Annotated in this window: 4 protein-coding genes and 1 pseudogene; 3 read left to right on the top strand and 2 right to left on the bottom strand. The window is 66.5% G+C overall.

The window, feature by feature from the left end:
• The first annotated feature begins 6 nt into the window (after window positions 1–6).
• Both RJ1_RS42500 and RJ1_RS42505 read left to right on the top strand, forming a co-directional pair.
• The gene (locus RJ1_RS42500; protein ID WP_255284961.1) at window positions 7–13,092 is read left to right on the top strand and encodes a non-ribosomal peptide synthetase; all 13,086 of its coding nucleotides are present in this window, start codon (window positions 7–9) and stop codon (window positions 13,090–13,092) included.
• Window positions 13,093–13,173: 81 nt separating this feature from the next.
• Window positions 13,174–13,587, top strand: coding sequence for a DUF1622 domain-containing protein (locus RJ1_RS42505; protein ID WP_073370239.1), 414 nt, complete (start codon window positions 13,174–13,176; stop codon window positions 13,585–13,587).
• A gap of 15 nt (window positions 13,588–13,602) precedes the next feature.
• On the opposite strand, the gene RJ1_RS42510 is transcribed toward RJ1_RS42505, so the two are convergent.
• Window positions 13,603–14,967 carry an amino acid permease gene (locus RJ1_RS42510; protein ID WP_073370243.1) on the bottom strand — a complete coding sequence of 455 codons (1,365 nt, stop codon included), beginning with the start codon at window positions 14,965–14,967 and terminating at the stop codon, window positions 13,603–13,605.
• 31 nt (window positions 14,968–14,998) lie between these two features.
• Entirely contained in the window at window positions 14,999–15,952 is a 954-nt protein-coding gene (gene dapD / locus RJ1_RS42515; RefSeq protein ID WP_073370246.1) for a 2,3,4,5-tetrahydropyridine-2,6-dicarboxylate N-succinyltransferase, read from the bottom strand.
• Between the two features lie 143 nt (window positions 15,953–16,095).
• On the opposite strand from dapD, the pseudogene RJ1_RS42520 reads away from it, so the two are divergent.
• Window positions 16,096–16,286: pseudogene (locus RJ1_RS42520) on the top strand (SMP-30/gluconolactonase/LRE family protein); the annotation flags it as partial.

The raw sequence follows: 16,286 nt of genomic DNA on the forward strand, positions 1-16,286 counted from the left end.
CTGGCGTTGCACGGATGGCCGAACGGACCCGGTGAGCGCGTGTTGCTGCACTCGTCGATGGCGTTCGATGCATCGGCGTACGAGTTGTGGCCGACGCTTCTCGGCGGAGGCCGGTTGGTTGTCGCTCCGCCCGGGCCACCGGACATCGAAGTGCTCGAGCGGGTCGTCGACTCGGTCGGTGTGACGTCGATGTTCTTGACGACCCCGCTGTTTCACCTGTTGAGCGAGTCGCCGGAACGTGCGGGGGGAGCACTCGACCAGCTACGTCAGGTGGTCACCGCGGGCGACGTGGTGTCGCCGAGCGCCGTACGACGCGTACTCGCTCGCCATCCGCGGATCACCGTGGTCAACGCGTACGGTCCGACGGAAACCACCGTGTGTGCCACCGCGTACTCGATATCGGGTTCGAACGGCTTCGACGACCAGGTCGGCGTACCGATCGGAGTGCCGATCGGTAATGCCCGCGCACTGGTGCTGGCAACAGGGATGGTGCCCGTCCCGGTGGGTGTGGTGGGGGAGTTGTACATCGCCGGATTCGGGGTGGGCCGAGGATATGTGGGTAGGCCCGGGTTGACGGCGGAACGGTTCGTGGCGTGCCCGTTCGGAGAACCCGGCTCACGGATGTACCGCTCGGGTGATCTGGTGCGGTGGACGACCGACGGTGTGCTGGACTTCGTGGGCCGCGCAGACGAGCAGGTGAAGATCCGCGGAATCCGGGTCGAACCCGGAGAGATCGAATCGGTGCTGGTCTCGCACACCGCGGTGGGATCGGTGGTCACGGTGGACCGGGTAGGTCCGTCGGCGCAGAAGGTGCTGGTGTCCTATGTGGTTCCGGCGCCCGGGGCCGAGGTGGACGTCGAGGCGTTGCGACTGTGGGCGGCGGGCCGTCTACCGGACTACATGGTGCCGTCGGCGATCATCGTCGTCGACCGGATTCCTCTCACACCGGTCGGCAAACTCGACCGCAGAGCACTTCCCGAGCCCGATCTCGCATCCGACACTCCGTACCGGGCTCCACGATCCCTTGCCGAGCAGACAGTGGCGGCGGTGCTGGCCGAAGTCCTGGGCGTCGATCGGGTGGGTCTCGACGACGACTTCTTCCGGCTCGGCGGGGACAGCATCATGTCGACCCAGGTGGTGTCGCGGGCACGGGCTCGAGGAGTGCTGGTGTCGGCTCGAGACGTGTTCGAGCGGCGGACCGTCGCCGGGCTGGCCTCCGTCGCGCATCCGGTGAGGGATGAAGACTCCGTCAGTTTCGAGGAAGTGCCGTTGCCGAGTCCGACTCCGGAACAATGGGCTGTCGTCGAGGCGCGATATCCACGGGCCGTGGAGGTGTGGCCGCTCGCACCGCTGCAAACAGGTTTGGTCTTTCATGCGACGTTGGCGTCGGAATCGCCCGATGTGTATGCAGTGCAGGCGGTGCTGGGTCTGTCCGGGCCGGTGCATGCAGACCGTGTGAAGGCCGCGGCACAGGCCATAGTCGATCGCTACGCGAATCTGCGGGTCGCGTTCCTCACCGACGGGGTGGTCGAGCCGGTGCAGGTGGTGCTCGAGGGCCTCGTGGTGCCGTGGTGGGAAGCCGACGTCAGTGGTGTCGATGCCCGGGAGCGAGACGACGCGCTGGCACGGCTTCTGGCGGACGATGCGGCTGCCGGATTCGATCTGTCGGAGCCACCGCTCCTGCGCTTCGGGTTGATCACGATGGGCGACGGAGATTTCCGGCTGGTCTTCTCGTATCACCACGTAGTGCTCGACGGATGGTCGATGCCGTTGCTGATGCGGGAAATGCTGACCGTCTACGGTGCCGGCAGGGACGGAGCCGTGCTGGAACCGGTGATCTCGTATCGCCGGTATCTCGGATGGCTCGCAACCCAGGATCGGCAGCGGTCGCTGGAGGCGTGGGAGGAAGCGCTCGAGGGTGCGGAGCCCGCGATGCTCACGACGGGGCGTGCGGAGTCGGCACGCGGATCGTCCGTGCTACGGCGTGAGCTCGACGAGGACCTGTCGTCGGAGTTACGGGAGCTGGCGTCTCGATTGTCGGTGACGGTGAATACGCTCGTGCAGGTCGCGTGGGCGATCATGCTGGGCATGCATACCGGCCGCTGTGATGTGGTGTTCGGCGCGACGGTATCGGGTCGGTCCGGGCAGATTCCCGCCATCGAGTCGATGGTCGGCCTGTTCATCAACACGCTCCCGGTGCGGGTCCGGCTGGATCCTCACGAATCCCTCGCCCGGTTGATCGTCCGGGTTCAGGCGGAGCAGGCGAAGTTGATCGAGCATCATCATGTTCCGTTGCCGGAGGTCCAGCGGGTCGCCGGCGTGGGGGCGCTGTTCGACACGTTGACGGTGTTCGAGTCGTACCCGAACGATCGGCGGAGCCTGGCCTCCTTGCTCGAGTCGATCGGCTCCCTCGCGATCACGTCCCTGGATTCGCATGGGGGAACCAACTATTCGTTGACGCTCGCGGTGGACGCCGGTGAGCGGACAGCCGTATCACTGTGGCACGATCCAGCCTTGTTCGACGACGACGAGGTGGAGCGGATCGCGGACAGGTTCCACCGGATCTTGGAATCGCTGGTGGCTGCGCCGGAGGCCGCGACGGGAGACATCGACCTTCTCGCCCCGGAGGAACGGAACCTGCTTGTTCCTGTGCGCGGCGCGCCGGCGGAGACGGCCCGGACACTGCCGGAGATCCTCTCTGCCGCAGTCGCACACGATCCGGGTGCGGTGGCGGTCGTGTGCGGCGACCGCTCGCTCACCTACCGGGAGTTGGACGACGAGTCGAGTCGCATCGCCCGGGTGTTGATGTCACGCGGGGTCGGGCCGGAATCCACGGTCGCGGTGGCCGTGCCGCGGTCGGTGGAGTCGGTGCTGGCGGTATGGGCGGTGGCGAAGGCGGGTGGGGCCTTCGTTCCGGTGGATCCGTCGTATCCGGCGAGTCGGCTCGAGTACCTGATCACCGATTCGGCCGCGGTGTTCGGAGTCACGGTCGCCGAATGCGTCGGTACCCTGCCGAGAACACTCGACTGGTGGGTGCTCGACGATCCGGGGACGCGAGCCGAGTGGTCCACCTGGTCCGCTGAATCGGTGACCGATGCGGACCGGATCACTCCACTGCGGGCCGATCATCCGGCGTACATGATCTACACGTCGGGGACGACGGGTGAGCCGAAGGGCGTCGTCGTACCGCATCGGGGACTGGGCAGTCTCGCGGCGGAGATGGCGGAGAGATTTGCCGTCACGGTGGACGCACGCGTGCTGCAGGTGGCGTCGCCGAGTTTCGATGCCTCGGTGCTGGAGTACCTGCTGGCGACGGGTTCGGCAGCGTCGTTGGTGGTGGTTCCGGCGGGTGTGGTCGGTGGCGAGGAGCTGGGCCGGATTGTCGAGAGTGCGGCGGTGACGCACGCGTTCCTCACCCCCACGATGTTGGCGACGGTACCGGTCGAGCGGATGTTGTCGGTGCGATGCCTGCTCACGGGTGCGGAGGCGGTTCCGGTATCGGTGGTGGAATTGTTCGCTGCGGGACGGCGAATGCACGACCTCTACGGGCCGACCGAGGCGACGGTGGTGGTCGCGGCCTCGCCGCCGTTATTACCGCACGGTCCGGTGACTCTGGGCGGTCCGGTCCGGGGTGCGTCCCTGGTGGTGCTGGACATGTGGCTGCGTCCGGTGCCGACGGGAGTGGCGGGGGAGTTGTATGTCGCCGGGCCCCCGCTGGCTCGGGGATATCACGATCGGACAGGACTGACGGCGGAGCGATTCGTGGCGAACCCGTTCGGCTCACCAGGCGAGCGGATGTATCGCGCGGGGGATGTCGTGCGGTGGATCGAGCGGGAATCCGGTCTGGCGCTGGAGTATCTGGGGCGCAGTGATTTCCAGGTCACGGTGCGGGGCCGACGGATCGAGTTGGGCGAGATCGACGCTGCGCTCACCGAGCAGCCCGGAATCGGCTTCGTGGTAACGGTCGATCGGAAGGCCCCATCCGGGCAGACGGTGCTGGTGTCCTACGTGGTCCCCGCACCCGGGGGCGAGGTGGACGCCGAGAAGGTGCGGACGGTGGCGGCGGGCCGACTGCCGGAGTACCTGGTGCCCTCGGCGATCGTGGTGCTCGAGACGCTGCCGCTCACACCGGCCGGCAAACTCGACCGCAGCGCGTTGCCGGAGCCGGAGTTCTCGTCGAGCAGAGCGTTCCGGTCTCCGCAGACCGAGACCGAGAAGACCCTCGCCCGCGTGTTCGCCGAGGTACTCGGAGTGGAGAAGGTGGGAATCGATGACGGGTTCTTCGACCTGGGCGGCGACAGCATCCGGTCGATCCAGTTGGTGTCGCGCGCGAAAGCGCGGGGTGTGCTACTCACGGCGCGAGATGTGTTCGAGCACAGGACGGTGCGGAGCTTGTCCGAGGTTGCAGTCCTGAACCATGATTCGGATCACGTTGCGCTCGAGGAGTTGTCCGGTGGCGGAGTGGGATCGATGCCGTTGACGCCGATCGGGCGGTTCCTCCTCGCGCGGGGTGGTGGGTTCCGCCGATTCGCGCAGACGATGCTGTTGGAGTTGCCCGACGGCATCGATCGGGCCGCGTTGGTCGCCACCATCGGTGCCGCCCTGGCCCGTCACGGCATGTTGCGGTCGCGTCTGGTGACCGATGACGCTGGGGAGCACACACTTCGGGTCGACCCGCCGGAAGCGGTCGACGTGGACCGCCTGATTCGACAGGTCCACTGTGATGACGCACCGGGCGGTCCGGCGTGGCTGCGGCTGGCGTCGGCCGAGTTGGATGCGGCCCTGGGGCGTGTGGATCCGGCGGCGGGCGTGATGGTGCAGTTCGTGTGGCTGGACAGCGCGCCCCGTCCCGGCAACGAGTCGGATCGTCCGGGCAGGCTGCTGGTCGTGGCCCACCACCTGGTCATCGACGGCGTGTCGTGGCGAATCATGATCCCGGACCTGGCGGCGGCGTGGGCGCGGGTGCGTATCGGCGAGCACCCGGTACTGCCGGTGGGCGGGACGTCGATGAGGCGGTGGGCACACGGACTGGTGGACGAGGCGTCGCGGCCCGGGCGAGTGGCCGAGTTGCCGTTGTGGCAATCGATTCTGGAGGGTCCCGACCCGAAGTTGGGTTCGCGCAGGTGCGACCCGGACCTCGATGTTCTGTCCACGGTGCACCACGTGCGTATGCACGTGCCCGCACCTGCGACAGCGTCTCTGCTCACCACGGTTCCCAGGGTCTTCCACGCTGGCGTCGACGATGGTCTGCTGGCGGGGTTGGCGATGGCGTTGACCCGCTGGCGCCGTCGTCGTGGGGTGGTCGAGCCGTCGTCGTTGATCTCTCTGGAGAATCATGGTCGCGAGGAGCGCATCGTACCCGGGGCAGATCTGTCTCGCACGGTTGGCTGGTTCACGACAGCCTTCCCGATTCGTCTCGATATCGCCGGCGCCGATCTCGACGAGGCGTTCGCCGGCGGGCCCGCTGCCGGCGTCGTGATCAAGGCGGTCAAGGAACAGGTGCTGGCGCTGCCCGACCGCGGCATCGGGTACGGGCTGCTTCGGTATCTGAACGCGGACACCGCACCGGAACTCGAGAAGTATCCGGGCGGACAGATCAGTTTCAACTATCTGGGGCGGATCTCGGCCGCCGATGTTCCCGACGAATTGCGTGACCTCGGTTGGATGCCCGCGAGCGAGGGGACAGAACTCTCCGCGACGATGGATCCGGACATGCCGGCGATGGCCGAAGTGGACATCAATGCGATGGTGACCGACGGTCCCGACGGTCCTCGACTCGGTGCCGTGTTCGGATTCCCCGCCGGGGTGCTCTCCCGTGACGACGTTCAGGAACTTGCCGACCTGTGGTGCGACGCGGTCTCTGCACTGGCTCGGCACGTGCAGGGGCCGGGGGCCGGCGGGCTGACACCGTCCGACGTGCCGTTGGTGTCGCTGTCGCAACGCGGTATCGAGATGTGGGAGGACCGGTACGCGGGCGTGGTGGATGTGTGGCCGTTGACCGCGATGCAGTCCGGCCTGTTGTTCCACTCGATGCTTGCCGGTTCGTCGTTCGACGCGTACACCACCCAGCTGGTTCTGCATCTCGGTGGAAGGGTCGATCCAGAAAGGATTCTCGCTGCGGGACAAGCATTGCTGGATCGCCACGCGAACCTGCGGGCCGCGTTCGCCGACGATTCCGACACCGGGCCGGTGCAGGTCGTCCTCGGCACGGTCGCGTTGCCCTGGCGCGAGATCGACCTGCGGAACCTTCCGGAGGGCTCTCGGGACGGCGAGTTCGAACGCCTTCTCGTCGAGGATCAGGCCACACACTTCGACCCGGCGACGCCGCCGCTGATCCGGTTCACGCTCGTGACGATCGGACAGGATCGGTTCGAGCTGGTGATCACCAATCACCACGTACTGCTCGACGGGTGGTCGATGCCGCTGCTGGCCGAGGAACTACTCGCGCTGTACGTTTCGGGAGGCGACGCCGCCGCGCTACCGAGGGCTAGCGGGTACCGGAATTTCCTGGTCTGGCTGGCCGAGCGCGACCGCGCCGAATCTTCTCGAATCTGGGCGCAGGCCCTGGGCGGGGTGGACGAGCCGACCCTGCTGGCGCCCGTGCACCCGGAGGGGGACACCGCGTCGGGGGAAGAGCACGTGTCGGTCGACCTACCTGCCGATCTCGCCGCGAGGTTGTCGGTGCGGGCCGCCGAACTGGGTGTCACGCTGAACACCGTCGTTCAGGGAGCGTGGGGAATTCTGCTCGGACAGTTGTCCGCCCGGCGGGATGTGGTGTTCGGCGCGACGGTCTCCGGCCGGCCGGCCGGACTGCCCGGAGTCGAGTCGATGGTGGGCCTGTTCATCAACACCGTGCCGGTGCGGGTGCAGTCCACGCCGGGCGACACCGCTGCGGAGTTGCTGACCCGGTTGCAGGAGCAGCAGGCCACCCTGTTCGATCACCACTATCTCGGGTTGACGGAGATCCTCGAGGCCGCCGGGGTGCGCGACCTGTTCGACACCCTCGTCGTGTTCGAGTCGTACCCGATCGATCGCGCCGTGTCTGCAGCCGCAATCCCCATCGACGGAATGGCCGTCACCGGTGTCCGTGCGATCGACGCGTCGCACTATCCCATGACTCTGATCGCCAGAGTCGACTCCCAACTTCGGTTGACCGTGGCGTATCTGCCGAACCTGTTCGGCGCCGCAGCTGTCGAAACGATCGCCCGGCGGGTCACCCGCATCTTGCAGACAGTCGCGGACGACCCTCAGATCGTCGTGGATCGTATCGACATCGTCGAACCGGGCGAGCGTCGGTTGGTGGTGGACACGTGGAATGACACTGCGGTCCCCGTGCCGGACGTGACACTTCCCGACCTGTTCGAACGCCAGGCGGCTGTCACGCCGGAGGCGGTGGCACTGACGTCCGGCGACGAGCAGTTGACGTATCGAGAGGTCGGCGAGCGAGCGAACCGGTTGGCTCGGAGACTGATCGCGCACGGTGTCGGTCCGGAGTCTCTGGTCGGTGTCGCCGTACGCCGTTCGATCGATCTCGTGGTGGGTGTCTATGCGGTCGTGACGGCGGGTGGAGCGTATGTGCCGATCGACCCCGACTACCCCAGCGAACACCTCCGGCGCATGATGGAATCCGCGGCACCGGTCTGTGTGTTGACGCGATCGACTGATCGCGTACAGATCCCGGGTGGCGTCCCCGTGGTGGAGGTCGATGGCCGGCAAGAACCTGATGTCGACTCCGCACCCGTCCGCAACGAAGATCGCATCACCCCGTTGAGGACGGGTAACACGGCGTACGTGATCTTCACGTCCGGGTCGACGGGCCGGCCGAAGGGTGTCGCTGTCAGCCATGCGGCGATCGTGAATCAATTGCTGTGGATGCGAGACCATTTCGGCTTCGACCATGATGAGGTGGTGTTGCAGAAGACCCCCGCGACATTCGATGTGTCCGTGTGGGAGATGTTCCTGCCACTGGAGGTCGGGGCGCGGCTGGTGATCGCCAAGGCCGAGGGACACCGCGATGCGACCTATCTGGCGGAGATGATCAGATCGGAGAAGGTCACCACCGGCGACTTTTCTCCGTCGATGCTCACCATGGTCCAGGAGAGACTCGAGCCGGCTGACTGCGACTCCCTGCTCCGAGTCTTCTGCGGCGGCGAAAACCTGTTGTCGTCGACGGCACACCACTTCATGGAGCACAGCGGCACAGCGGTATACAACCTGTACGGACCGACCGAAACGGCCCTTCAGGTCACCCACCATCAGTGCGGCCCTTCGGATGACACGAGCGCTCCGATCGGCGCACCGGTGTGGAATTCACAGTTGTTCGTACTGAATGCGGGGTTGGTGCCGGTTCCGGTGGGCGTGGTGGGGGAGTTGTACATCGCCGGGATTCAGTTGGCGCGCGGCTATCTGGGCCGGACGGGGTTGACGGCGGAGCGGTTCGTGGCATGTCCGTTCGGGGTGCCGGGTGCGCGGATGTATCGGTCGGGGGATCTGGTGCGGTGGACTGCCGAGGGTGAGCTCGAGTTCGTTGGGCGCACGGACCAGCAGGTGAAGGTGCGGGGATTCCGAGTCGAACCGGCGGAGATCGAGACGGCGCTGTTGACGCATCCCGCGGTGGCGCAGGCAGTGGTGGTGGCCCGCGCCACCGGCAATGGCAGTGGTACCGAGCTGATCGGATACGTCGTTCTCGACATCGACGGTGCCGACGGGGCACGTGATCCGGCAGCCGAGGTTCGTCGTTTCGTGGCCGGGTTGTTGCCGGACTTCATGGTTCCGGCGGTGATCATCGTGGTGGATCAGTTGCCGTTGACGGCCCACGGGAAGCTGAACCGGAAAGCGCTGCCGGAACCGGAGTTCATCGGGGGCGCGCGCCGAGGTCCGCGGTCGCCGGTCGAGGAGACTCTGGTGTCGTTGTTCGAGGACGTGCTCGACGTCCCGCAGATGGGAATCGACGACAGTTTCTTCGACCTGGGCGGGCATTCGTTGTCGGCGACGCGGTTGGTGAGCAGGATTCGGTCGGAGTTGGGTGTGGAGGTTCCGATCCGGGCGGTGTTCGAGTCCTCGACGGTCGCGGAGTTGGCGCCCAGACTCAGGGCAGGCCCGGTCCGAACGCCGCTGACCGCGAGGGTGCGACCTGAGCGGGTGCCGTTGTCGTTCGCGCAGGCCAGGTTGTGGTTCCTGTACAGGTTCGAGGGACCGTCGGCTACGTACAACCTTCCCGTGGCGGTGCGACTCACCGGCGACCTCGACGCCGGGGCGGTGGCAGCCGCTGTCGCGGACGTCGTCGCCCGGCACGAAAGCCTGCGAACTGTGTTCGGTGAGGAAGACGGTGTGCCGTTCCAACGGATCCTGCCCGCTGAGCAGGTCGCGGCGGAACTGACGACCCAGGTCGTCGATGCCGAGGACAGCACTGTGCTGGATGCAGTCGCGGAGGCGGCGGGCTGTCGATTCGATCTGTCGAGGGAAATTCCCCTGCGGGCCGGCGTTTTCCGGATTTCCGAATTCGAGCACGTGCTGGTACTGGTGCTGCACCACATCGCCGGGGACGGCGAATCGTTGGCACCGTTGGCCCGTGACATCGCGGTCGCGTATGCGGCCCGCGCGGAGGGCCGCGCGCCGGGATGGGTTCCGCTACCGGTGCAGTACGCCGATTACACGTTGTGGCAGCGGGAGATCCTGGGTGAGGAGTCGGATCCGGAGAGTGTGCTGGCGGCGCAGGTCCACTATTGGCGTAGCGAGTTGGCGGGGTTCCCGGAGTGCATCGAGCTACCCGTGGACCGGCGCCGTCCGCCGGCACCGAGTTACCGCGGCGGCACGGTGGAGTTCACAACGTCGCCGGAACTGGGCTCGGAGGTAACCCAACTGGCCCGCAGCAGTGGGGCAACACCATCGATGGTGCTCCAGGCGGCGCTGGCGGTGCTGCTCCGCAGATTCGGTGCAGGGAGCGATATTGCGATCGGTGGGCCGATCGCGGGTCGCACCGACGACGCCCTGACCGAGTTGGTGGGGTTCTTCGTCAACACGTGGGTGCTGAGGGTGGATCTGTCGGGGAATCCGCGGTTCGGGCAGGTGCTCGATCAGGTCCGTGGGAAGGCTTTGGCGGCGTACGAGAATCAGGATGCGCCGTTCGAGCGGTTGGTGGAGTTGCTGAATCCGACCCGCTCGACGGCGTATCATCCGTTGTTCCAGGTGTCGTTTGCTTTGCAGAACAACGCTTTTCCGGAAGTCGGGTTCCGGGGGTTGGGCTGGGAGGTGTTGCGGGCGCCGACCGGGACGTCGCGTTTCGATTTGTCGTTCAGTCTCACCCTCGACGAGCAGCAGGGTCTGGCCGGGGTCGTCGAGTACGCGTGCGATCTGTTCGACAGGGACACCGTGGAGGGCATAGCGGCCCGGTACGTGCGCTTGCTGGAACTGATCGTCGCAGATCCGCAGGAGCGGATAGAAGGGTACGAGATCCTCGAGCCCGACGAACGCACACTCGTACTGGACAGCTGGAACGACACGCGCACGCCGATACCGGACTCGACCATTCCCGGCTTGTTCGAAGCCCGGGTAGCCGCGACTCCCGAAGCGGTGGCGGTCACGTTCGGTGACCGGAATTTGACCTATCAGGAGCTGAGCAATCGAGCGCACCGACTTGCACACCGCCTGATCGGTGCAGGTGTCGGACCCGAAGTGCTGGTGGCGGTCGCAGTGGAGCGATCACCCGAGTTGATCGTCGCGCTACTGGCCGTCCTCGAGGCCGGCGGTGCATACCTTCCCATCGATCCGACGTACCCGGGTGCACGAACCGGGACCATCCTCGCCGACGCCGCTCCGCTGTTGATCCTCACCGACACGGTGACCGAAAAGATGTTGCCCGACAACGACATCCCCCGGTTGCTTCTCGATGCCCTCTCCGGCAAGGACGGGCATTCGGTGGGGAGAAACCCCGATGACAGCGACCGCGCAACACCGCTACGACCGGACAACACCGCGTACGTGATGTACACCTCCGGGTCGACGGGTGTTCCGAAGGGTGTCGCCGTGAGCCATCGGAGTGTGGTGTCGCTGTTCGCCGGTACTGCAGGGTGGGCCGGTTTCGACGCCGAGGACGTGTGGGGGTGGTGTCATTCGGTGGCGTTCGATTTCTCGGTGTGGGAGTTGTGGGGAGCGTTGGTACACGGGGCCCGGGTTGTGGTGGTGCCGTGGGACGTGGTGCGTTCGCCGGTCGGCTTGTGGGAGGTGGTGGTCCGGGAGCGGGTGACTGTTCTCGGTCAGACGCCGTCGGCGTTCTCCGAGTTCGCCGAGGTCGAGCGTGAGGATCCCGCTCTGGGTGCGGATTCGGCGCTGCGGATAGTGGTGTTCGGCGGTGAGGTGCTGGATCCGGCCGGGTTGCAGGGATGGTATCGGGGCGAGCGCGTGAATCCTCCGATTCTGGTCAACGGGTACGGGCCGACCGAGACGACGGTCTTCGCGGCAACCTTCGTGCTGCCGGAGTCGGGTGAACTCGCCGACCGGGTGAGTGTGCCGATCGGGGCGCCGGTGGGAAACACGCGGGTGTTCGTGCTGGGTGCGGGCCTGGTACCGGTTCCGGTGGGTGCGGTGGGGGAGCTGTACATCGCCGGGGTGCAGTTGGCCCGCGGCTATCTGGGTCGGACGGTGTTGACGGCGGAGCGGTTCGTGGCCTGCCCGTTCGGGGAGCCGGGTGCGCGAATGTACCGATCCGGGGATCTGGTGCGCTGGACCGCCGGCGGGGTGCTCGAGTTCTGCGGCAGGTCGGACGCGCAGGTCAAGATTCGTGGATTCCGGGTCGAACCCGCGGAGATCGAGGCCGTTCTCCTGGAACATCCGGCCGTGACACAGGCGGTGGTGGTGGCCCGGGACACGACCACCGGCACCGGATTGGTCGGTTACGTGGTCTCCGACACCGCCGACACCGGCACAGGTGTCGAGGTCCGTCGTTTCGTGACCGGGATGCTGCCGGACTACATGGTTCCGGCGGCGGTGGTGGTGCTGGACCGGTTGCCGTTGACCGTGAACGGGAAACTGGATCGGCGAGCGTTGCCGGCACCGGAGTTCACCGGTGGGGTGTTCCGGGCGCCGCGGTCACCGGCGGAGGAGACGCTGGTGGCGCTCTACGCCGAGGTCCTCGGGGTTTCCCGGGTGGGGATCGATGACAGTTTCTTCGACCTGGGTGGGCATTCGTTGTCGGCGGCGCAGTTGGTGAGCCGGATTCGGTCGGTGTCGGGGGTGGAGGTCCCGATCCGGGTGATCTTCGAGTCTCCGACGATCGCCGAACTCGCACCTCGCCTGCGTGAGGACATCGAACCCGGCCTGCTCGATCCGTTCGCGGTGATCTTGCCGATCCGAAGTGAAGGGTCCGGACCGCCGCTGTGGTGCATCCATCCGGGCGGCGGACTGAGCTGGTGCTACATGGGCCTTCGCGCCCACCTCCCCGACCGGCCCATTTATGGGCTGCAAGCACGGGGCTTCGATGGAGTGACGCCGCTACCGACGTCGATCGAGACGATGGCCGCCGACTATCTCGAGCAGATCCTCACAGTTCAGGAAGACGGCCCGTTCCTTCTGCTCGGATGGTCGTTCGGTGGCCTTGTCGCCCATGCGATCGCCACCGCGATGGAACGCAGAGGACTCGAGGTTGCACTCCTCGCGATGATGGACAGCGTGCCCGGTGCCGGTGATCTCCTCTCCGGCGAGGCGGCGCCGACGGATGAGGACATTCACCAGTCGATCCGGGCATGGGCGCAGAGCCGCTACGGCGAGATCGTCGATTCGCCCGACACGGCGCCCATCTGGGATGCCGCACATGCAATTTACCGGAACGACCTTCGGCTGTCTGCCGGCCACGTACCGCAGATCTATCACGGTGACGTGGTGTTTCTCCGTCCGACATTGACGGAGGACGGAACGATGTCGAGCGAGGCCTCGTCCGACAGGTGGCGCGCTTACGTCACCGGTGACATCGTGACTCACGACGTTCACAGCACGCATGCCGATATGGACCAGCCGCGTCCCGTCGCCGAGATCGCGCGGATCATCGACCACGAACTGGCCGAACCGGGGCGGCACACACGACAACCCGACGGGTGATCACGGAACGCGGCGGCTCACCACGCGTCGATCGGACGGGGTTCCACCGCGAACACCCTCCCGAACAGGAACACTCACATCATGGACACTCACCGGTTCTTCGAGATCGCGACCGAATCGTTCGAAGTGCTCGGTGTCTCGTCCATGGTTCTCGGGTTCGTGTTCGCCTTTGTCCTCGCGGTGCGCACCTGGAAGAGGTCGGGTGACGGTGCTCAGGCGTTCAAGACGCTGCGGGAGTCGCTCGGCGGAGCGATCCTGCTCGGTCTGGAATTGCTCGTCGCCGCGGACATCGTCAAGACCGTCACCTCGACACCGTCGCTGACGGATGCGGCGGTCCTGGGTGTGATCGTGCTGATCCGCACCGTGCTGAGCCTGTCCATCGAGATCGAGATCGAGGGTGTCGCACCGTGGAAGAAGGCGCTGGTGACCGGACCGCAGGTGCTCGCCCACGCGGCGCGATCGTCAGCGGGGCAGGATCCGGACCCGGGCCGGTGAGTTACCGGCCGGCAGTCACACCGTCTGGGAACGCCGGCGCAGCCGGGTGTTGAGCACACCGAGTGCCGCGATGACGAGGAACAGGACGCACGTCGAGATCAGCTGGGTGCGGGCGTCGGAGTCGAAGAGCATGAGCACCACGAAACCGGCGAGCATCGCGAGCGTGACGTAGCTGAGCCACGGGAACAGCCACATCCGCACGGTCAGCTTGCCCTCGCGTTCGAGCTGCGGGCGCAATCTCAGGTGCGAGACGACGATGAAGATCCAGATGACCAGGAGCGCCGACCCGACGGCGTTGAGGAGAAGTCCGAGAAGGTCGTCGGGCAGCCACCAGTTGAGCAGCACGCTGACGAAACCGAAGAACACCGACAGCAGCACCGCGTTCAGCGGCACACCCGAATTGGAAATCCGGGCCATGAACGCGGGACCGTCACCGCGCCGGGACAGCGAGTACGCCATCCGCGACGTGCCGTAGATGTTGGCGTTGAACGCCGATAGCAATGCGACCACGACCACCAGTTCCATGAACCCGGCCACGTACGGAATGTGCGCCTGGTTGAGGACCGCCACGAACGGTCCGCTCTTCAGGTCCGACGAGTCCCAGGGGAGGACGAGGACCATGATCGAGATCGAGCCCAGGTAGAAGACGCTGATCCGCCAGACGACGCTCCGGACCGCGACGGCGATCGAGCGTTCCGGGTCCTCGGATTCGGCGGCCGCGATGGTCACGATCTCGATGCCGCCGAACGCGAACGCCACCACCAGCAGTCCTGCGGCGACACCGGCGAAGCCTTCCGGCATGAAACCGCCGTGGCCGAACAGATTGGTGGTGCCCACCGGCTCGGTGTCCGGGAGGAGGCCGAACACGAGCAGCACACCGATCCCCAGGAACGCGATGATGACGGTGACCTTGATGGCGGCGAACCAGAACTCGAACTCGCCGAAGTTGCTGACCTTCGCGAGGTTGACGGCCGCGAAGAAGATCACGAACACGAGTGCGACGACCCACTGCGGCACGCCGGGCAACCAGCCGCTGACGATGCCGGAGGCGCCGGTGATCTCGGCGCCGAGCACCATGATCAGCATGAACCAGTAGAGCCAGCCCATGACGAACCCGGCCCAGTCGCCGATGCCGATCCGCGCGTAGTGCGAGAAGGAGCCGCTGGCGGGGATCGCCGCCCCCATCTCGCCGAGCATGCGCATCACGAAGACGACGATGATGCCGGCGAGGAGATAGGAGACGAGGACGGCGGGGCCGGCCGTCGCGATACCGACACCGGTACCGAGGAACAGTCCGGCACCGATCGCGGAACCGAGGCCCATCATGGTGAGGTGACGGACCTTCAGGCCCCGGCCGAGGGTGCTGGTCGAATCGGTCATGGTGCCGGGTGTTCGCGAACCGCTCACAGTGTCAGTCGTTGGCGTGCAGGGCGGCGTTCAGTTCCACGCCGGTGCCCTTCCACGGCACGACCTCGACGGCGCCGGACACGGAGTTGCGACGGAAGAGCAGGTTGGACTGGCCGTTGAGCTCCTTGGCCTTCACGACGGTGCCGTCCGGTCCGGTGACCTTGGTGCCCGCGGTCACGTACAGACCGGCCTCGAGCACGCAGTCGTCGCCGAGCGAGATCCCGAGACCGGCATTGGCGCCGAGCAGGCAGCGCTTGCCGACGGAGATGGTCTCCTTGCCGCCACCGGACAGGGTGCCCATGATCGAGGCGCCGCCACCCACATCGGATCCGTCGTCGACGACGACGCCGGCGGAGATACGGCCTTCGACCATGGAGTTGCCGAGCGTGCCGGCGTTGAAGTTGACGAAGCCCTCGTGCATCACGGTGGTGCCGCTCGCCAGGTGGGCGCCGAGGCGGACGCGGTCGGCGTCGGCGATTCGGACGCCGGACGGGACGACGTAGTCGACCATGCGCGGGAACTTGTCGACACCGAACACGGTGACCACACCGCGGATGCGCAGGCGCGAACGGACCTTCTCGAAGCCCTCGACCGCGCAGGGGCCGAAGTTGGTCCACACCACGTTGGACAGCAAGCCGAACAGGCCGTCGAGGTTGACGCCGTGCGGCGTCACGAGGCGATGCGAGAGGAGGTGAAGGCGCAGGTAGGCGTCGTGGGCGTCGGCTGGCGGCGCGGACAGGTCGGCGATGGTGGTGCGCACCACGACCTGGTCGACCTCACGTGCCTCGTCGGGTCCGGCGAGAAGCGCCAGATCGGAGGGGATGTCGCCACCCTCGATCCGCTCGGTGCCCGCCTTGTCGAAGTTTCCCAGCTCGGGCGCCGGGAACCAGGTGTCGAGGACCGTGCCGCCGACGGTCACGTTGGCGATGCCTACTGCTGATGCTCCCTGTGTGCTCACGGCAGTAAAGGTTACTGCCTCATTACTCGCACATTCCGAGCCGGTCGTTATCCGCGCGTGATCGATTCGAAACCAAGCGGGTTCGGGCGCGATGGGAGACGATGCACGGGCTGTCCACGAACCCTGTCGGGAAGGTTGTGAGAATGCGCGTTCCACAGTTCGGTCGTTCGTTGCGAGGCGCACTGCGGGTGGCCGCAGCGGGTGCACTCCTCGCCGGGGCGGTCTCCGTCGCGGCCCCGCCGACCGCGGTCGCCGCGCCGACGTGTCCCGGAGCGGGGCAGGCGCCCGTCCGAGTGGGCAGCATTCCGGGTGCCGCGCTGGAGGGTGCGACGGT

Origin of the sequence: Rhodococcus jostii NBRC 16295, from assembly GCF_001894825.1 — a bacterium.
Taxonomy (GTDB): Bacteria; Actinomycetota; Actinomycetes; order Mycobacteriales; family Mycobacteriaceae; genus Rhodococcus_F; species Rhodococcus_F jostii.

What these genes read in the sequence shown, in the direction of transcription:
- RJ1_RS42505 (WP_073370239.1), top strand. Translation starts at nt 13,174, where the DNA reads ATGGACACTCACCGGTTCTTCGAGATCGCGACCGAATCGTTCGAAGTG.
- RJ1_RS42510 (WP_073370243.1), bottom strand. Translation starts at nt 14,967, where the DNA reads ATGACCGATTCGACCAGCACCCTCGGCCGGGGCCTGAAGGTCCGTCAC.